We start from the raw sequence: 17,803 nt of genomic DNA, 5'->3' as shown, positions 1-17,803 counted from the left end.
TCAGTTGCCGGCCGCCGGAAGGTCGGCGTAGAGCGCCTGGCCCAGCTCGCGCGCGGCCTCGGCGGTGCGCGGTCCGTAGCCGAGGATGAAGAGACCATCCATGCCGATCACCCTGCCGGCCTTGCCGGCGGGCGTGGCGGCGACCGTCGGATGGGCCAGCACCTCGGCGTCGCTGGAGGGATCTCGGCCGCCGCGCATGCGCAGGATCAGGTCGGGCGCCGCCTCGATCACGGCTTCGTTGGACACCTCCTTGTAGCCGTCGAAGCCCGACAGGGCGTTGACGCCGCCGGCAAGCGTGATGATGCCGTCGGCATGGGTGTTGCCGCCGCTTGCCATCAGGCGCCCGCCCTGCACGGAGAGAAGGAACAGCACCCTGCGCTTGTCCTTGATTCCGGCGGCGGCGTCCTCGGCGGCCTTGAGATCGGCGCCGACTTTCGCGGCCAGCTTTTCGCCCGCCTCAGCGCGGCCGAGCGCTTCGGCGGTGACGCGGATCTTGGTCAGGATCGCGTCGCTGTCAAAGCCGTCGGGCACGACCACGACCGGAATGCCCGCCTGCGAGATGACGCTTGCCGCTTCCGGCGGACCGAAGCCCTCGAGCGCGAGGATCATGTCGGGACCCACCGACAGCACCCCTTCCGGCGAAAGCTGGCGGATGTAGCCGACATCGGGCAGGTCGTTGGCGGCTTGGGGGAAGGAACTGGTGCTGTCGCGGGCGATCAGCCGGTGTTCCTCGCCCAGCGCATAGACGATCTCGGTGAGCGATCCGCCGATGACGACGATGCGGTCGGGTTCCTCGGCAAAGCCGGGCGCGGCGGTCAGGGCCGCGCCGGCAAAGGCGGCGATGGCGATGGCGCCGCCGATCAGAAGGCGCCGGGCGGGTCTCATCACGGCGCTCATGCGATCGCCCGCTCGGCGTGGACGCGCGGCAACTGCTCCATGATCATGCGCCAGCCCTCGCGCTCGTCCTGGCCTTCGATGCGCTTGCCGAAGAACTGGACGATGAGATCGCCCGCCGCGTCATAGGCTTCGAGCGAGGTGACGTGGCCCTTGTCGGTCGGCTTGCGCACGGCCCAGACTTCTTTCACGTGGTCCTGGCGCAGATGCAGGTTGAAACCGGGATCGAGGACATTGAGCCACGGCCCCATCTCCTTGATCGAGTCGATCGGGCCGGAATGGATCTGGATGCAGCCGGGATTGCCGACGAAGCACATGATCGGCAGCTTCTCGTTGGCCGACAGCCTGAGCATCGCGGCAATCGAGGTGGCGTCGATCTGCCAGGCGAAATCGGGGCCCACGCCGCGCACGGCGTCGATGCGCTCGAGGTCGAGCTTCTTCAGGATCGAGACGAACTGGTGGGTGTCGGTCATGCGGCTCCAGCGCTCGCGCAGCTCGTCGAGGGCAATCTCGGAGCCGGAACGCCTGGCGGCCGGGCCCCTGGCTTCGAGCACGACGGAGGCGGATTGATCCTCATGGGCGAAGGTGGCGACCAGGTCGCGCCAGGCGGCAAGGTCGGTGGCGGGCTTGGAATGGATCTTGTGAACCGCCTCGCCATGGGCGTCAAAGAACTGCAGGCTGTGGCGAACGGCGTCGCCGTCGCGCGTATCCACCGCGAAGGCATGCGCCCAGTGCTTTGAGAACATGCGCATGTCGATGGTCTCGCCCAGCATCATGGCGGCGACCTTGCCGCCGTAGAACTTGTCGTAGACGCCGACCTTCTCGTGGACGGCGCTTTCGTTGCGGGTCAGCGCCATCACCTCGCCCAGCGCTTCGAGCGCCGGGAAGATGGCATTGAAATCCATCTTGAGGCGGGTCGTGCCTTCGCCGCACCAGGCAGCCACATAGTCCGCCTCGGCAATGCCGAGCGAGGTTGCCAGATCGCGCGCGCGCATTTTCGGATTGTCGGCCTGCGCCGCTCGTATCGCCGCAGGGTCGAGTGCATGTGTCATTGCCGGGCCTCTTACTTGTTGAGAATCAATTTGCCTTGCCGCGTGATCTTCAACCGGTAGAGGGAGCCCTGGTGCATGATGCCTATCTCGCTGGAGGCGCCGAAAAGCTGCTTGCTGTCAAAGACCGGTATCTGCGGCGCAAACGGCGCCCCCGTCGGCCGCGCCGAAACCGGCGAAGTCGATGATGCCTGGTCGCGATCAGCCTGGCTCTTGATGGTGTTCATGCTGGGATAATCCCTCGTCTCGCTGGGCTGGCGGCGTGCTGGCTGGGCGAGGGTTGGTGGTCGTGCGTTATTTCTTGACAAGAATTATCATGTTTTATATCGAACACAATAGTTGAGTCAAAAAATCATGTTTTTTCACTCATATCCCGAATGCCAGCAAGCCCGACGCCAGCCAGCACTCAACGTTTTTCAACAGGAGTAGTGTCATGGGTTTGGCGAAGCGGCGCAGCGCGCATCTGATGTGCGGGATCGCGTTATTTGTTGTGGCGATCGGACAGGATGTCCGCGCCCAGGAGGCATCAGGACAAGCGACCGGCGCCGGGTCTTCCACGCAGACAGCGGGCACGACGGCGCTGCAGCGGCTCGTCGTCGGCGCCGGCCAGGAGAAGGTCGCCATCGACACGCCGCAGGCGGTGACGGTCGTCGGCCAGGAAGACATCGACCGCGAACAGGCGACCCTTGTCGGCGACGTGCTCAAGCGCATTCCCGGCGTCAACACCTCCGGCTCCGACCGCGCCTTCGGCCAGACCTTCAACATCCGCGGCGTCGGCGCCCCCGAGAACGCCGGCGAGGAAGGCCGGATCATCGTCAATGTCGACGGCGTCAACAAGTTCTACGAGCAGTACCGGATGGGCGGGTTCTTCTCCGATCCCGAGCTCTACAAGTCCATCGAAGTGCTGCGCGGGCCGGCCTCCTCGACGCTCTACGGCTCCGGCGCGCTCGGCGGCGTGATCAACTTCACCACCAAGGACGCCTCCGATTTCATCGATCCCGGCAAGAACGGCGCGCTCAGGCTGAAGGGCAGCTATTCGTCCAATGAGAAGGGCTGGCTCAGCTCCTTCGTGCTGGCGCAGCGCATGAGCCCGGATGCCGAATTCCTGTTGACCGGCAACTACCGCACCGCCGACAACTACACCACCGGCGACGGCACCGAGATCCGCTCCTCCTTCTTCGACACCTGGTCGGGCCTCGCCAAGGCGACCGCCAATGTCGGCGACGAGGGCCGCGCGCGGCTTTCCTACCAGCGCTGGGACTCCGACGCCGACCGGCAGGATTACGCGCAATCGGGCTCCGACAGCGTGACGATGGGCATGCCGATGTTCGGCTATGTCGACCGGCACGTGGTCGACGATACGATCGTGGCGTCCTACGAGAACCCCTTCTCGGACAATGACTGGATCGACGTGAAGGTTTCGGCCTCGTATTCGAACACGTCGACCGAGCAGCGCAACGCCACCGGCAACCGCATGTTCGGCCTCACCTGCGCCAGCAGCGCGCTGTTCTGCGATACCGACTACGGCTACCAGACCGTCCAGTTCAACATCGAGAACACCTCGGAATTCCAGGGCGAGAACTGGAAGAACTATCTCACCTATGGCTGGCAGATCGCCCACCAGGACCGCACGGCGGACGTCCTGAGCGGGCCGGCGGCCGCTTCCGGCATCGGCTTTCACCCCGAAGGCACCGACCTGCGCAACGGCATCTTCGTCCAGAACGAGTTCGTCTGGGACCAGAAGTTCACGCTCATCCCTGGCATCCGCTTCGATACCCGTAGGCTATCGCCGACCGCGTCGTCCGGCGTGAACGGAGATTTCGAGGACACCGCGGTCTCGCCCAAGATCGCCGCGCATTACCGGTTCAACGACACCGTCGCCATCTTCGGCTCCTTCGCCCACACCGAGCGCTTTCCGACCATCGACGAGGTCTTCTCGACGACGTCGAGCCGCTCGGTCTTCCTTCCGAGCTTCGGACTGGAGAAGGAGAAATCGGACAACTGGGAAGGCGGCTTCGCACTGTCGGGCTACGACGTGGTCAGGCCCGGCGACAGCGTCCAGCTCAAGACGACCTATTTCCACAACACGATCCAGGACCTGATCGCCCTCAAGCCCGGCCTGGCTGCCGGCTTCAACAACACGCAGGGCTACTACAACATCGACCGCGCCCGCATCCACGGCGTGGAGGTGGAGGTCGCCTATGAGTCCGACTACGTCTTCGCCTCGGCCGGCTACTCCCATGTGCTGGGGCGCAACGCCACCAACGACCAGCATCTGACGACGGTCGCTCCGGACGAATTCTCCTTCACCGTCGGCGGCCGCCTGCCGGACCGGGATATCGAATTCGGCCTGAAGTCCCGGATCGTCGCCGGCCCGCAGGATTCCTGCCGCAATTCCGCGACATCGGTCACCTGCCCCGGCGCCAGCACCAGCCGCTTCTCGCAATCCTTCAATGTCCACGACGTCTACCTGAGCTGGGCGCCGAAGGAGGGACAGTTCGCCGGATGGGAGACCCAGATCGGCGTCGACAACGTCTTTGACGAGAATTACAAGGAATTCCTCAACAACGACTACGCCAAGGGCCGCACCTTCAAGATCTCGCTCGCCAAGAAATTCGGGTGGTGAGCATGCGGACCCTGGTCCCCTTGATGACCCCGGGTCTGGCGCTGGCAGCTTTGCTGTCGGCGCCGGCCGCGGCTCAGGAAGGGCCGGCGCCCGCCGGCCTTTCCCTCGAACTCAACCGCCTCGAACAGAACGGCCCGGCCTGCCGCGCCACGCTGGTGGCCAGGAACGGGTTCGAGGAGAGCCTGGACGAAGCCGCCTTCGAGCTGGTGACCTTCGACACCGCCGGCCTGATCGGGCTGATGACGGTGATCGATTTCGGCGCCATGCCGGCGGGCAAGACCCTGGTGCGGCGTTTCGACCTGCCCGAGACCGACTGCGGACAGCTCTCCCGCATTCTGATCAACTCCGTGGCGCGCTGCGCCGGGCACAGCATCGATCTTCCCCGCTGCCAGGCAGATTTCACCACCGCCAACCGTGCCGCACTCGACTTCGGCCGCTGATCCCGAAAGGCTCGCCCATGCCCCTGACCGATACAATCGTTGCGCAAATCGGCGCGTTCCTGGATCTGGGCGGCCCGGTGGTGGCCATTCTGCTGGTGGGCTCGATCCTGAGCCTGGCGGTCATCCTGCTCAAGATCTTCCAGTTCGCGCGGGCCGGCGTCGGCTCGCGCCGCCGGTCGGAACAGGCGGTGTCCCTGTTCGCCGCCGGCCGTCCCCGCGAGGCCTATGATCTCGCGTCGCGGGGCAGCAACCCCGCTGCCGAGACGGTGGCGCAGGCGATCTCGCTGGTGATGGACAAGCGGCTCGACAAGCCGGCCATCGAGGAACGGCTCTCCCGGCTGGCGACCGAGCGGCTGCACGAGTTGCAGTCGGGTTTCCGGTTCCTCGACGCCGTGGCGCAGATGGCGCCGCTGATGGGGCTGTTCGGAACGGTGCTCGGCATGATCGAGGCGTTCAAGAAGCTGCAGTCCGCGGGCAACGCGGTCGATCCCTCGATCCTTGCCGGCGGCATCTGGGTGGCGCTGCTGACGACCGCGGTGGGCCTCGCCGTCGCCATGCCGGTCTCGGTGATCCTGACCTGGTTCGAGACGAGGGTCGAAAACGAGCGCATCGCCATTCAGACGCTCACCGCCGACATCCTGTCGGGCGCCGCCCCGCTGTCGGGTGCGGCGCCGGTCCGGGACATGGCAGGGGAGCCGCAGCTTGCGCATTGATCTTCCCGTCCGGCGCCATTCCCGGCTCTCGCTCACGCCGCTGATCGACGTGATCTTCCTGCTGCTGCTGTTCTTTATGCTCTCCTCCACCTTCTCGCGCTATTCGGAGATCGCCGTGGCGGGCGGCGGCGGCGCGGCGGGGCCGGCCTCGCGGCCGGACGTGATCCTGTCCGTCGCCCGCGACGGGCTCAAGCTCAACGGCATGGTCTCACCGCTCACCGAGATCGACGGACGGCTCGCCGACCTCAAGGAAGCCGGCGCCGAGCGGCTTCTGGTCATCGTCGAGGGGGACGCCGCGTCGCAGGATTTCGTGGCGGCGATCGCCGAAGCCCGCAAGTCGGAGATGCCGATGACGGTGGCGAGGCGGCAAAGATGATGCGGATCGCGCCGGCACGGACATCGCGCAAGCCCGAGAACACGGTGGCGCTGATCAATGTCGTCTTCCTGATGCTGATCTTCTTCCTGGTTGCCGGCACGCTGGCGCCGGCGCCCGACGGCGACGTCGATTTCATCACCCTGGCGGCGACCGATCCCGCCGCGCCGCCGGACATGCTGTTCATCCGCGCCGACGGGACCCTGACCTGGCGCGGCGAAGCGCTGCCGCTCACCGATCACGTCCTGCGCTGGCAGGGCCTGCAGGCCGGGGCTCCCGAACCGCGCCCGCTCCGGATCGCCGCCGACCGGCTGCTTCCGGCCGTCGACCTGCTCGACAGGCTCGACGAGCTGCGCAGGGCCGGCGTCGACGGGATCGTTCTCCTCGTCGAGCGGGGGCGGGAATGAAACTCCGCCGCGCCCAGCTCCTGACCGCCATGACCTTCTCGCTCGCCGTGCACGTGGCCGCGGCTGCGATCTTCATCGAGCCTGAGCCCGAGGGCGAGATCGCCGGCGGCGCCGCGACAAGCGAGCTCATAATCGGCACCGCCTTCGACGACAGCCTGATGGCCGGAGAGCCGGGCGATGTGCTGGACCCCGTCGACGCCGTCGCCGAGACGCAGCCCGTCGCGGCCGAGGCGGTCGAAACCACGGACACGGACGCGCAGGTTGCCGACACCGCGGTTGCGCCCGTCGCGCCTGACCATTTGCCGTCGGAGACGGTCATCGCTCACGAGACCGGACCGGTTCCGCCGGAGCAAGCGCTTGCCGTCGAGCCGGCGCCGGCGCTCGCGCTCGCCGGGCCCGATGCCACGAGCACTGCGCAGCCCGAAACGCTTAACGCCACGCCGGTGATCGAGGCTTTGCCGGCCCAGTCCCAGGAACTGGCGGCGCTGCCGCCGCCGCGCGAGATCGAGCCCGCCGCGGAACCGGCCCCGGACGTGGCGCTTCCCGACACCATACCGCTGCCGGTGCCGCGTCCCGAGCCGCCGCAGGCCGCGACGGCCAAGCCCAAGCCCCCCGCTCCCGCCCCGAAGAAGGCGGCGAAGACCGAGCCGAGGAAGGCCAAGGCCGACCGCGAGACCCGGCGCGCCGCGTCCAAGCCGGCCAAGACCGGCGACGGCGGCAAGCAGGCCGCCACGGCGAGCCGATCCTCGAGCGGAACGGCGGCGGCCAAGCGCAGCGCCGCGGCCGGCAACGCCGCGGTCTCCAACTATCCGGGCAAGATCGCGTCCAAGCTCCGGCGGTCGCTGCGCTATCCGCGCGAAGCCAGGCGGCAGGGGATCAGAGGCGACGTGGTGGTCTCCTTCGTCGTCACCGGCAATGGCGGCGTCAGCAGCATTCGCATCGCCCGGAGCTCGGGCTCGCCGGTGCTCGACGGCGCGGCCGCCGACGCGGTGCGCCGCGCGGCCCCCTTCCCGCCGATCCCGGCCGATGCCGGCCGCTCGAGCTGGCCCTTCTCGGTGCCGCTGGGCTTCACCCGCTAATCGGCGGCGGCTTAGAGCGAGGCGAAGCCCTCCCGGGTCAGCCCCAGCCGGACACGGACTTGACGACCATGAACTCCTCGAGCCCCCATGTCCCGCCTTCCCTGGCGCCGCCGGAATGGCGGACCCCGCCGAAGGGAGACCCGGCGCCGCGCGGCTGACCGTTCATCTCGACCATCCCGGAGCGCAGCCGCCGCGCCAGGCGGTTGCGGCGATCCCCGTCGCCGCTCTGGACATAGTTGGTCAGGCCATAGGGCGTGTCGTTGGCGATCCGCACCGCGTCTTCCTCATCCTCGAAGGCCATGATCGACAGCACCGGCCCGAAGATCTCCTCGCGCGCGATGCGCATGTGGCCGGCGACATCGGCGAAGACGGTCGGCTTGACGAAGTAGCCGCTGTTGAAGCCTGCGGGACGGCCGCAGCCGCCGGCGACGAGGCGCGCGCCTTCGCCGATCCCCGCCTCGATCAGCGCCTGGATTTGCGCGTATTGCCGCGCATTGACGACCGGGCCGATATGGCCGCCTTCGCTGCCTGACGGCCCGACCGTTGTCTCCTCGGCCACCGCGCGCGCCCGCTCCACGGCCCGCGCGTAGACCGAGCGTTCGACCAGCATCCGGGTCGGGGCGTTGCAGCTCTGGCCGCTGTTGAGGAAGCACTGGCGCACGCCGCGCTCCACAGCCTGGTCATCGGCATCGGCGAAGACGAGATTGGCGCCCTTGCCGCCCAGTTCGAGCGCCACGCGCTTGAAGCCGGGGGCCGCGCCCAAAAGCACGCTCTGGCCGGCCCGCGTCGATCCGGTGAAGCTGATCATCGTCACCTCCGGATGCTCCACCAGCCGGGCGCCGGTCGCGCCGTCGCCGTGGACAAGGTTGAACACGCCCGGGGGCGCGCCGGCCTCGTCGATGATCTCGGCCAAGAGGGCCGACGACAGCGGCGCATATTCGGACGGCTTGAGCACCATGGCGCAGCCGGCGAGCAGCGCCGGAACGACCTTGAGCGCGACCTGGCTCATCGGCCAGTTCCACGGCGTGATCAAGCCGACGACGCCGATCGGCTCGAGCAGGATCCGGTCGCCGGGCGCGTGCGAGCCCAGCGGACGGATGAGCTCGACATGCTTCATCGCCTCGAGGAAGTTGGTCATGTGGCGCAGGGGCGCGGGCGCCTGGCGCGTTCGCGCCAGCTCCATCGGCGCCCCCATCTCGTCGGAGATCGCCTTCGCCATCTCTTCGCTGCGCGCGGAGTAGATGGCCTGCATGCGCCCAATCAGGGCCATGCGCTCTGCCGGGTCCGTTTCCGACCAGCCGGGAAAGGCCGCCTGCGCGGCGGCGACCGCGGCGTCCACATCGCCGGCGTCGCCGAGCGAAACCGAACCGGTCACCTGTTCGGTCGACGGATCGACCATGGCATGGGTCCGGGCGGACCGGGACGGCAGCCACCGGCCGCCGATGTAGAATGTCTGCAGTTCGCGCACTTTGAGCTCCTTTGTCCCGAGGCCGGCGGACCAGACCCGGGTCAGGCCACGTCTTCCATCTCGGCCACGGCCGGAACCGGCGCGGCATCGAAGAAGTGGACGAGGTCGGGGGCGACCGCGAGGTGGATGGTTTCGCCCGGCCGCGTCGCGGTGCGTCCGCGGATGAGCACGCGAATGACCTTGCCGGCGAGGCGGCAGGTGATCTGGGTCTCCGATCCCGTCGGCTCGACCACAGACACCGTCGCCGGCCAGCCGGTCTCGGCAATGGTGAAATGCTCGGGGCGGATGCCGATGGTGGCGCGCTGCCGGCCCTTGGGATCGGCAGTGGGCAGCCGGAGCCTGGTGCCGTCGGCAAGCGCGAAGGTCGTGGCGTCGAGGAAGTCGCCCTCGAGGAAGTTCATCGGCGGAGACCCGATGAAGGCGGCGACGAACAGGCTCGCCGGGTGATCGTAGAGCTCGAGCGGCGACCCCACCTGCTCGATGATGCCGCTGTTCATCACCACGACGCGGTCGGCCAGGGTCATCGCCTCGATCTGGTCATGGGTGACGTAGACCGTGGTCGTCTTGAGCCGCTGGTGCAGTTCCTTGATCTCGGAGCGCATCTGGACGCGGAGCTTGGCGTCGAGGTTGGACAGCGGTTCGTCGAACAGGAAGACATTGGGATCGCGCACGATCGCCCGGCCCATGGCGACGCGCTGGCGCTGGCCGCCGGACAATTGCCGCGGCTTGCGATCGAGAAGCGGCTCGAGCCCGAGGATCCGCGCCGCGTCATCGACGCGCCTTTGGATCTCGCTTCTGGAGACACGGCGCTGGCGCAGCGCGAAGCCCATGTTGTCGCGGACATTCTTGTGCGGATAGAGCGCGTAGTTCTGGAACACCATGGCGATGTCGCGGTCCTTGGGCGCGACATCGTTGACCACGCGGTCGCCGATCAGGATGTCGCCGCCGGTGATGTCCTCGAGCCCGGCGATCATGCGCAAAAGCGTCGACTTTCCGCATCCCGAAGGCCCGACGAGGGCGACGAACTCGCCATCCTCGATGTCGATCGACACGCCGTGAAGCACCTCGAGCGCGCCGTATGACTTGCGCACGTCGCGGATTTGCACAGTACCCATTGAAAACTCCTCCCGTGTATCGTCCGCTGGAGCGCGGACTTCAGGCTGGCCCCTGAGGCCGGCCCTCGATTCATGCGTCCGGCATCTGGCTGATCATTTCGATCAGGAAATCTCCGGTGTTCTTCTCGTGCCGCTTGACCATGTCCGCCGCTCCGGAGAAATCTCCCGCCCGCAGCATGTCGCGGATGCGCTTGTGTTCCTCCAACGCATCGCCGAGGCGGGTGTGCTGCGGCGGAATGCCGTGGCGCTGGGCGGACATCTGGCCGTGCATGTTTTCGATCAGGCGGTGGCAGGCGGGCGATTGCGGATTGTCGCACAGCAGCTCGTGGAACTCGTAGTTCTTGTCCGCCACGCGCTGGTAATCCTTCTCGCTCAGCGCCCTTGCATAGTCCTCGATGTTGGCGTCGATCTGGTCGAGGCGCCGGGCGTCGAAGTTCCGCGCGCCCAGCTCGATCGCCAGGCCGCAGACGAGACCCCGCAGCGCGCTGATTTCGCGGATCTGGTCGGCCTTCAGCCCCTGCACGACCGCGCCGATATGGTTTTGCACCTCAAGCCAGCCTTCCGACGCCAGGCCCCGGATCGCCTCGCGGATCGGCGTCTCGCTGATGCCGAGCGCGGTCGAGACCTCCCGCGTCGTGATCCGGTCCCCGGGTCCGACGGTGCCGGTCAGTATCATCGACTGAATGTGGCGGCGCGCGAGTTCCGCCTTCGTCATGTACGTGTTGGAATTAGCCATCGATCGGTCCAGTTTCGGTTAAAATGGGACAGGCGGGGTGTCTATCCCTTGGTCGCTCCCTCAGCCAAGCCCTTAATCAGCCACTTCTGAACCAGAAGTGCAAACACCACGACGGGTATCACGGTAATTGTGCCCACCGCGGTCAGGGCGGCCCAGTTCGCGCCGTTGACAGTGTCGCCGGCGATCCCGGCGATGGCCACGGGGATGGTCGACGCGTGCCGGCTGGTCAGGACCAGCGCGAACAGCAGTTCCTCCCAGGCCAGGATCATCGAGAAGATCAGCGTCGACAGCAGGCCCGGCAGGGAAATCGGCACGATGATCTTGAAGAAGGCGCCGTAGCGCGAGCATCCGTCGATCATCGCCGATTCCTCGAGCTCGCGCGGCAGCGACATGAAGAAGCTGCGCATCAGCCACATCACATAGGGAATGAGGAAGGTGCTGTAGGCGAGGATCAGGGTGATGTGCTTGTCGATCAGGCCGAGCTTGCGCGCGACCAGGAACATCGGCACGGCGAGCGCGATCGGCGGGACGCCCCGCGACAGCAGGATGACCACGCCGAATGTCGCCGCTCCCCGCAGCCGGACCCGGGCCAGCGCATAGCCGGCCATGGTCCCCACCACGATCGACAGCAGCCCCGCCCCCGCGGCGACGATGATGGTGTTGACCAGGCGGTTCACGATGTCGGCCCGCTTCATGTACTCGACATAGGCCGCCAGCGTCGGGGTAAAGAAGAACTTCGGCGGGGTGGTGAAGATGTCCACCTGGTCCTTGAACGAGGTCAGGATCATCCAGTAGATCGGAAACAGGAAGATCACGCTGACGAGGATGCCGCCGGCGATCCTGAGCCGGGTGGCGAGCGAGCTGCGCGACCGGCGCGGCAGGGAGACGGCGGGAGAGCTCAAAACAGTTCCTCCAGTTTGCGGCTGGCGCGAAGGAACAGGCCGGTGAGCACCATGGTCAGGACCAGCACGATGACGGCCATGGCGGCGGATTCCGCGAACCGCAGGGAGCGGAACGCCTCCTCGTAGATGAACAGGTTGATGACATTGGTGGCCTTGCCCGGCCCGCCATAGGTCGCCGCCAAGACGATGTCGAACATCTTGACCGCGCCGAGCCAGCGGATGACGAAGGTCGCGGCGATGACCGGAACCAGAAGCGGCACCGCGACGGACCACAGGGTCGACCACCAATTGGCGCCGTCGATCCGGGCGGCCTCGAAGACATCCTTGGGCAGCGCCAGCAGGGCGGCCGTGGCAATGAGCACGATGAACGGGGTCCAGCGCCAGGTGTCGATGATGATGATCGCCGCCATGGCGAGGGTGGGATCGCCGAACCAGTCCATCGGGCCGACGCCGATGAAGCCCAGCCAGTAGTTCATGATGCCCCACAGCGGATCGAGGATCATGCGCCACATGCCGCCGGCGACGACGGGGGCGACCACCATCGGGATGATGAACAGCGCCCGGATGACGCCGCGGCCGGCCCATTCGACATTGATCAGATAGGCGATGGCGAAGCCCAGTACGACCTGCAGCGGCAGGGCGATGACCAGGTAGATCATCGTCACCCTGAGCGATTCCCAGAAGCGGTAGTCGCTCATCACCTCGCGGTAATTGTCCCATCCCACCCATTCGGCGGCGCCGAAAGTGGCGATGTCGAACCGGGAGAAGCTGATGTCGATCGTGTAGAAGATCGGATAGGCCAGCATGGTGACAAGCAGCAGAATCGCCGGGAACATGAACGACCAGCGCACCATCAGGTCGGTCGTGCGCCCGCGGCGGCGCAAGGGGGACGTCTGCCCGGTCGCCTTCTCAGTGTCGGTGCTCATGGTTTCCCCTCCATTCTAGCTTGCATCACGATAGATCCTGCCGCGCGCCCGCACCGGGTCGAGCAGCGACCAGTCGCCCTGGTCGACCTGGTAGCCGAGCGGAAAGGGCGGGCGTGCCTCCATCCCGATCGAGGCCATGACGCGGTCGTCGCGGTAGTAGCAGCGCGCGGCCGCGGATTCGAGAATGCCGGAAAGACCGGGATGCAGGGCCCGGAATTCGGATAGGCATTTTTCCTGGTCGGAATCGGCCAGGCCGGCGAGGCCGCCGCCGCAGAGCGCGTCGATGACGCGCAACGCGTCGCCCACCCTCCACCGGTCGCGCTGGATCGAGCGCAGGATGTCGGCGAAAATGAGCGGATCATCCGCGCCCGGAACGCCAAGCTCGGCGCTGGCCGGAATCATGTGGCGCAGGACACAGCGCAACGTCTCCCGCTCAAGGTCCGAGAAATCGACGGGTCCGGGTTCGGCTGTGGTCATCGCGATCTCACTCGAAAAGGTCGTAGATTCGGGATTTGATCTGGTCGGCGACATAGAGCGCAAAGGCCTGGATGGTCGAGGTCGGGTTGACGCCGCCGGAGGTGACGAAAACGCTGCCGTCGACGATGAACAGGTTTTTCACATCGTGGCTGCGGCCCCATTCGTTGACCACCGATCGCTCCGGATCCCGGCCCATGCGCGCCGTTCCCATCAGGTGCCAGCCGGCATAGGACAGCGGCGCCTTGCTGGTGATGTCGCGCGCGCCGGCGGCCTTGAGGATGTCGATGCCGCGGGCGACCGAATGATCGAGCATCCGGCGGGAATTCTCGGACAGCCGGTAGCGGATCTTGGCGGCCGGAATTCCATCGGAATCGCGCAGACCCGGGTCGAGCGTCACGCAGTTGGTCTCCTCGGGCAGATCCTCGCAGACCGAGACCATCCCGGCGCTGTGGTTGAACAACCGCCGGAACGCCTCGTGATGCCCTTGCCCCCAGGGGATCAACCCGTCGGCCATGCCGTTGATCGCCGCGCGGGCGGGACCCAGGCCGCGGGAGAACTGGAAGCAGTATCCGCGCACGAAGTCGCGTGTCCGATCGGTCTCGTAGAACTCCATGCTCCAGGTGCAGATCGGCGGTCCGCGATAGCCGTCGAGCGGCTCGTCGAAATGGCCCCGGATCTGGGCGTAGGGGTGAAGCATCAGGTTCTTGCCGACCAGCCCGCTGGAATTGGCCAGGCCGTCGGGAAAGCGATCGGAGGCCGAATTGAGCAGGAGGCGCGGCGTGCCGATGCCGTTCGAGGCGAGGATGACGATTTCGGCGGGTTGGAACCGCTCGGTTCCGTGGGCGTCGAAATAGTGAACGCCGGTCGCCATGCCGGCCTGGTTGGTTTCGATGCGGCTGACGCGGCAGCGGGTGCGCAGCTCGACGCGGGCGCGGAGCGCCTCGGGCCAGTAGGTCACGTCGGTGCTGCCCTTGGCGCCCTGGGCGCAGCCCGAGCCGCATTGGCCCAGGTTGATGCAGGGCGCGCGCCCCTCATAGGCTTCCGTGGCGATGGCCGCATCGGACGGCCACCAGTGCCAGCCCAGACCGTTGAGCGCGGCGCCGAGTTTCTCGCCGGTCCGGCCCAGCGGAATCGGCGGCATGATGGACGGCTTGGGAGGATAGGCAGGGTCCCCGGCGAGGCTGGAGACCCCCATCATGCGGTCATTCAATGCGTAGAACGGCTCGAGCGTCTCGTAGCTGATCGGCCAGTCGTCGGCGACCCCGTCGAGGCTGCGGACGCGGAAGTCGGAGGGATGCAGCCGCGGAAAATGGGCGGCGTAGAAAACCGTGCCGCCGCCGACACCGTTGTAATTGGCGATCTTGATCGGCGAATCGTCGTCATTGACGGGATAGTCCGCGGCCAGGCCCCGGCGGTTGGGACTGATGGCGAAGTCCTCCAGCGTGCGGGCTTCCCAGTCCCTGCCGGTGCTGGGGACATCGGACGGCCTGGTCCAATCCCCCTGCTCGAGGCAGAGGATGCGCATCCTGGTGTCGGCGAGGCTCCAGGCCACCGCCGCGCCGGATGCACCGGCTCCGATGATGAGGACGTCGACAGGTTCATTCATTGCCTTGTTCCCTGCTTGCGGCCGCGCGGCGCCATCCCACCGCTACAGCGAAAGACGGGGGATCGAAACCCGCTTGGGCATGCCGACGGTGGGCAGCGGCGGATATTTCGCAAGGGCGGCCTCGATCGGCTCGGTGCCCCAGCCGGGCCGGTCCGGCACGATCAGATGACCGTCCCTGATGTCGGGAACATGGGTGAAGATTTCCGTGTCCCAGGCAATGCGGTCGATGTCGATCTCCATGATCCGCATGTTGGGCACGACAGCGCTGAAATGCGCGTTCATCATCGTGCACAGGTGGCCATAGAAATTGTGGCTGGCGACGTTGACCTCATAGGCTTCCGCGGCGGCGGCGATCTTGAGCGACTGCCATACCCCGTTCCACGGCGTGTCGATGATGGCGACATCCACCGCCTGCTCGCGGAAGAAGGGTAGGAACTGCTGCAGTCCGATCAGCGTTTCGCAGGAGGAGATCGGGTGCCGGCTCTGCGAGCGAATGTAAGCGAGCGCTTTCGGATCGAGCGTGTCGATCTCGGCCCAGAAGATGTCGAGATCCTCGATCTCGCGCAGCATGCTCAGGAAACCCTCGGTCTTGCCGTTGAAATTGAGGTCGAGCAGGATGTCGATGTCCGGGCCCGCCGCCTCGCGCATGATCTCGAGGTGCTTGCGCAGGTCCCTGCGGGTCTTGCGCTCGACATTGCGGCCGGGCTCGTGCGGGCGGCTGAAGCCCGGGGACCAGCCCTCGATGCGATCCTCTTCGTCATAGTGGAAGATGTTGGTCTTGAGCGCGGTGAAGCCCTTTTCGCCGACTTCGCGGGCGATCTGGCGGACGCCGTCGGCATCGACGATGCCGGGGGTGAAATGTTCGGTGCGCGTGCGGTAGGAGACGCAATGCGACCAGTAGACCCTGATTTGGTCGCGGACCTTGCCGCCGAGCAGCACGTGGCAGGGCACGTCGAGGGCCTTTGCCTTGACGTCGAGAAGCGCGTTCTCGATCGCGCCCAGCGCCTGGCCCACCACCCCGCCGGAACCCGGCCGGGTCACATTGCGCAGGTCTTCCCGGACATGCTCGTGGTACATCGCGCTCTGGCCGATCAGGCGATGGGCCAGTTCGTTGATGACGGCGCAGACGCCGGGCGAGCCGAAATTCTCGTCGAATTCGCTCCAGCCGACGATGCCATCCTCGGTGGTGATCTTCAGGAAATAATAGTTGCGCCAGGAATTGCTGCAGGAGAGCGTCTTCACCTCACTGACAATGGCTTTCGTCGGCATCATAGTCCCCAATCAAGAACGGGCTCGGTCAATCCGCCCAGAGGCATTCGTCGCCTGATGCACGTGACGCTGTCGCGCCCCGGTCCTGCGTCGTCGCCGGTTGTTTGAAAATCGGAAGGCTTCCCCGCGGAGGCCCGCGGGAAGGGTGGCATGGGCGCGCGGGGCGCCCATGCCGGAGTGCGTGGGCCGGTCTATTTGAGGACCTTGGCGATCTTTTCAGACGCCGTGGAAAGGGCTTCCTCGGCGCTCGCCTGTCCGGCCAGGCCGCGGGCGATCTCGTCGGCGAGGATCTGCTGGGCCGCGTCGGATTTGGCGCTGCGGATGCGCCACATGCCGCCTTCGGCCGCCACCTCATAGGCATTCTGCAGGGTCTGGTAGACCGGTCCCAGCCAGGGTTCTGCCGGCGTGCCGGTGAGTGTCGACTTGCGCGCCGGGAACGAGCCGGCCAGCGTGGCGTTGACGCTCTCGCCCTGCTTGGAGGTGAGCCACTGCAGGAAGGCCCAGGACGCCTCGACGTGCTCGGTCTTGCTGCCGATGCCGGCGATCCAGATGCCGCGGTGCGAGCCTGCCCGGGCGTCGCCCACCGGCAGGACCTGGATGCCGACTTCGTCGACGGTCAGGGTCGTCGACTTGGGATCGACCGCCGTCGACTTGTAGACGCTGCCCCAGTTGAACAGGTTGGCCACGAGACCCTGGCGGAAAGCCTGCAGGGAATCGGAGAAGCCGTGGCCGAGGGCGCCGGGCGGCGCGTAGTCCAGCAGGCGCTTGTGGGTTTCGAGCGACTTGGCGCCGATTTCGTTGGCAAAGGCGGGCGCGCCGGCGTCATCGAGCAGGCTGCCGCCATTGGCGTTGAGGATCGACTGCCAGATCGTCGGCGTCAGCGGCTCGCGGACGAAATAGGTGTCAACCGCCCAGACGTCGGCCTTGCCGTCGCCATTGGTGTCGCGCACCAGCTTCTCGGCGTCGCTGAAGAACTCGTCCCAGGTCTGCGCCGGCGTCGGCTCGGGCAGGCCCGCGGCCTTGTAGAGCGAACGGTTGTAGAACCGCAGCAGCATGTTGGAGCGGACCGGAACCGCATACTGGACGCCGTTCCATTCGCCGGCCGCCAGCGGCGCGGCGTTGAAGTCGTCCCAGTCGTAGTCCGCGCTCGTCAGGGCGGCGATCTTCTCTCCCTTGAGGTCCGCAAGAGCGCCGATTTCGGCGAGCTGCGGCACCCACGGATCATCGACCAGGAGCACGTCGTATTCGGGCTGCGGGCTGGTGGCGTCGAGCATCATCTTGGCCAGCAACTCGGTGTAGGGCACGCCGTCGAAGGTGACGTGGATGTTGGGATACACCTTGTTGAACTCCGGCACGAGCAGGGTCTGCCACGAGTTGGCGAAGGCTTCGTTGGCCATGATCCGGACTTCAACGGGAGCGTCGGCGGTTCCCAGGCCGTCTTCCGCCCAGGCCGAGGCCCACGGCATCGTCGCCAGAATCAGGGATCCGGCCATCCCCGCAAGCACGCGTCTGCGCCCCGCAATCGTCCTCTTGTCCATGCTTGTCACGATATCATCCTCCTTGGTCGTGCTGCATATTCTACATTGTATAGAATATAGAAAACGAATCGACCCGCTGTCAACAGCACTTGCCGACGAATTCGCGATGTCATGAACCGCCCTCTCCCGGACCCCGCCGAATCTGCGGATTTGAGAGCGAATCAGGCACGTTTCTGGGGGGGGGG

At 66.5% G+C, this 17,803-nt stretch carries 18 protein-coding genes; 6 read left to right on the top strand and 12 right to left on the bottom strand.

Going from position 1 to position 17,803, the window contains the following annotated elements; translation table 11 throughout:
• Genes LL06_RS12120 through LL06_RS28220 form a run of 3 tightly spaced genes read right to left on the bottom strand, consistent with a single transcriptional unit; the run spans position 1 to position 2,170 of the window.
• Positions 1-897, bottom strand: coding sequence for an ABC transporter substrate-binding protein (locus LL06_RS12120; RefSeq protein ID WP_035526843.1), 897 nt, complete (start codon positions 895-897; stop codon positions 1-3).
• Complete coding sequence (locus tag LL06_RS12115) at positions 894-1,946, bottom strand: hemin-degrading factor (protein WP_035526839.1); 1,053 nt, start codon at positions 1,944-1,946, stop codon at positions 894-896. The genes LL06_RS12120 and LL06_RS12115 overlap by 4 nt, the downstream gene beginning before the upstream one ends.
• Before the next feature lie 11 nt (positions 1,947-1,957).
• A complete protein-coding gene (locus LL06_RS28220; protein ID WP_035526836.1) occupies positions 1,958-2,170 on the bottom strand; it encodes a hemin uptake protein HemP in 213 nt (70 codons plus the stop codon).
• Positions 2,171-2,376: 206 nt separating this feature from the next.
• On the opposite strand from LL06_RS28220, the gene LL06_RS12105 reads away from it, so the two are divergent.
• The 6 genes from LL06_RS12105 to LL06_RS12080 are packed head-to-tail and all read left to right on the top strand — an operon-like array spanning position 2,377 to position 7,581.
• The gene (locus LL06_RS12105) at positions 2,377-4,569 is read left to right on the top strand and encodes a TonB-dependent hemoglobin/transferrin/lactoferrin family receptor (RefSeq protein ID WP_035526833.1); all 2,193 of its coding nucleotides are present in this window, start codon (positions 2,377-2,379) and stop codon (positions 4,567-4,569) included.
• A complete protein-coding gene (locus LL06_RS12100) occupies positions 4,566-5,009 on the top strand; it encodes a hypothetical protein (RefSeq protein WP_152599579.1) in 444 nt (147 codons plus the stop codon). Before LL06_RS12105 ends, LL06_RS12100 begins: the two co-directional genes overlap by 4 nt.
• A 17-nt stretch (positions 5,010-5,026) precedes the next feature.
• Positions 5,027-5,722 carry a MotA/TolQ/ExbB proton channel family protein gene (locus tag LL06_RS12095; protein WP_035526830.1) on the top strand — a complete coding sequence of 232 codons (696 nt, stop codon included), beginning with the start codon at positions 5,027-5,029 and terminating at the stop codon, positions 5,720-5,722.
• Positions 5,712-6,098 carry a biopolymer transporter ExbD gene (locus tag LL06_RS12090; protein WP_035526827.1) on the top strand — a complete coding sequence of 129 codons (387 nt, stop codon included), beginning with the start codon at positions 5,712-5,714 and terminating at the stop codon, positions 6,096-6,098. Before LL06_RS12095 ends, LL06_RS12090 begins: the two co-directional genes overlap by 11 nt.
• On the top strand, positions 6,095-6,502 hold the full coding sequence (locus LL06_RS12085) for a biopolymer transporter ExbD (protein ID WP_035526824.1): 408 nt from the start codon (positions 6,095-6,097) through the stop codon (positions 6,500-6,502). Before LL06_RS12090 ends, LL06_RS12085 begins: the two co-directional genes overlap by 4 nt.
• The gene (locus LL06_RS12080; RefSeq protein ID WP_052161471.1) at positions 6,499-7,581 is read left to right on the top strand and encodes a TonB family protein; all 1,083 of its coding nucleotides are present in this window, start codon (positions 6,499-6,501) and stop codon (positions 7,579-7,581) included. Before LL06_RS12085 ends, LL06_RS12080 begins: the two co-directional genes overlap by 4 nt.
• A 37-nt stretch (positions 7,582-7,618) precedes the next feature.
• Here the strand turns inward: LL06_RS12080 and LL06_RS12075 are convergent, their stop codons facing one another.
• The 9 genes from LL06_RS12075 to LL06_RS12035 form a co-directional block, all read right to left on the bottom strand.
• Positions 7,619-9,049 carry an aldehyde dehydrogenase family protein gene (locus LL06_RS12075; protein WP_035526821.1) on the bottom strand — a complete coding sequence of 477 codons (1,431 nt, stop codon included), beginning with the start codon at positions 9,047-9,049 and terminating at the stop codon, positions 7,619-7,621.
• Positions 9,050-9,090: 41 nt separating this feature from the next.
• Positions 9,091-10,164: a sn-glycerol-3-phosphate ABC transporter ATP-binding protein UgpC gene (gene ugpC / locus LL06_RS12070; protein WP_035526817.1), complete on the bottom strand. Its 1,074-nt coding sequence runs from the start codon at positions 10,162-10,164 to the stop codon at positions 9,091-9,093.
• Positions 10,165-10,234: 70 nt separating this feature from the next.
• Positions 10,235-10,900, bottom strand: a complete 666-nt coding sequence (locus tag LL06_RS12065; RefSeq protein WP_035526815.1) for a GntR family transcriptional regulator — start codon at positions 10,898-10,900, stop codon at positions 10,235-10,237.
• 41 nt (positions 10,901-10,941) lie between these two features.
• Positions 10,942-11,802: a carbohydrate ABC transporter permease gene (locus LL06_RS12060; RefSeq protein WP_035526812.1), complete on the bottom strand. Its 861-nt coding sequence runs from the start codon at positions 11,800-11,802 to the stop codon at positions 10,942-10,944.
• On the bottom strand, positions 11,799-12,728 hold the full coding sequence (locus LL06_RS12055) for a sugar ABC transporter permease (protein WP_035526808.1): 930 nt from the start codon (positions 12,726-12,728) through the stop codon (positions 11,799-11,801). The genes LL06_RS12060 and LL06_RS12055 overlap by 4 nt, the downstream gene beginning before the upstream one ends.
• Positions 12,729-12,743: 15 nt before the next feature.
• Complete coding sequence (locus tag LL06_RS12050; protein ID WP_035526805.1) at positions 12,744-13,205, bottom strand: hypothetical protein; 462 nt, start codon at positions 13,203-13,205, stop codon at positions 12,744-12,746.
• 7 nt (positions 13,206-13,212) lie between these two features.
• Positions 13,213-14,811 carry a GMC family oxidoreductase gene (locus LL06_RS12045; RefSeq protein WP_035526802.1) on the bottom strand — a complete coding sequence of 533 codons (1,599 nt, stop codon included), beginning with the start codon at positions 14,809-14,811 and terminating at the stop codon, positions 13,213-13,215.
• A gap of 42 nt (positions 14,812-14,853) precedes the next feature.
• Positions 14,854-16,080, bottom strand: a complete 1,227-nt coding sequence (locus LL06_RS12040) for a mandelate racemase/muconate lactonizing enzyme family protein (protein ID WP_035526873.1) — start codon at positions 16,078-16,080, stop codon at positions 14,854-14,856.
• Between the two features lie 191 nt (positions 16,081-16,271).
• On the bottom strand, positions 16,272-17,618 hold the full coding sequence (locus tag LL06_RS12035) for a sugar ABC transporter substrate-binding protein (protein ID WP_244447112.1): 1,347 nt from the start codon (positions 17,616-17,618) through the stop codon (positions 16,272-16,274).
• Positions 17,619-17,803: the final 185 nt, after the last annotated feature.

Source organism: Hoeflea sp. BAL378, from assembly GCF_000759435.1.
Classification (GTDB): domain Bacteria; phylum Pseudomonadota; class Alphaproteobacteria; order Rhizobiales; family Rhizobiaceae; genus Hoeflea.
This window is presented reverse-complemented; position numbering and strand designations above follow the sequence as displayed.

Excerpts from the sequence above, each read along its gene's own strand:
- LL06_RS12120 (WP_035526843.1), bottom strand. The coding sequence starts at position 897 with ATGAGCGCCGTGATGAGACCCGCCCGGCGCCTTCTGATCGGCGGCGCC.
- LL06_RS12115 (WP_035526839.1), bottom strand. The coding sequence starts at position 1,946 with ATGACACATGCACTCGACCCTGCGGCGATACGAGCGGCGCAGGCCGAC.
- LL06_RS28220 (WP_035526836.1), bottom strand. The coding sequence starts at position 2,170 with ATGAACACCATCAAGAGCCAGGCTGATCGCGACCAGGCATCATCGACT.
- LL06_RS12105 (WP_035526833.1), top strand. The coding sequence starts at position 2,377 with ATGGGTTTGGCGAAGCGGCGCAGCGCGCATCTGATGTGCGGGATCGCG.
- LL06_RS12095 (WP_035526830.1), top strand. The coding sequence starts at position 5,027 with ATGCCCCTGACCGATACAATCGTTGCGCAAATCGGCGCGTTCCTGGAT.
- LL06_RS12085 (WP_035526824.1), top strand. The coding sequence starts at position 6,095 with ATGATGCGGATCGCGCCGGCACGGACATCGCGCAAGCCCGAGAACACG.
- LL06_RS12080 (WP_052161471.1), top strand. The coding sequence starts at position 6,499 with ATGAAACTCCGCCGCGCCCAGCTCCTGACCGCCATGACCTTCTCGCTC.
- ugpC (WP_035526817.1), bottom strand. The coding sequence starts at position 10,164 with ATGGGTACTGTGCAAATCCGCGACGTGCGCAAGTCATACGGCGCGCTC.
- LL06_RS12065 (WP_035526815.1), bottom strand. The coding sequence starts at position 10,900 with ATGGCTAATTCCAACACGTACATGACGAAGGCGGAACTCGCGCGCCGC.
- LL06_RS12055 (WP_035526808.1), bottom strand. The coding sequence starts at position 12,728 with ATGAGCACCGACACTGAGAAGGCGACCGGGCAGACGTCCCCCTTGCGC.
- LL06_RS12050 (WP_035526805.1), bottom strand. The coding sequence starts at position 13,205 with ATGACCACAGCCGAACCCGGACCCGTCGATTTCTCGGACCTTGAGCGG.
- LL06_RS12045 (WP_035526802.1), bottom strand. The coding sequence starts at position 14,811 with ATGAATGAACCTGTCGACGTCCTCATCATCGGAGCCGGTGCATCCGGC.
- LL06_RS12040 (WP_035526873.1), bottom strand. The coding sequence starts at position 16,080 with ATGCCGACGAAAGCCATTGTCAGTGAGGTGAAGACGCTCTCCTGCAGC.
- LL06_RS12035 (WP_244447112.1), bottom strand. The coding sequence starts at position 17,618 with ATGGACAAGAGGACGATTGCGGGGCGCAGACGCGTGCTTGCGGGGATG.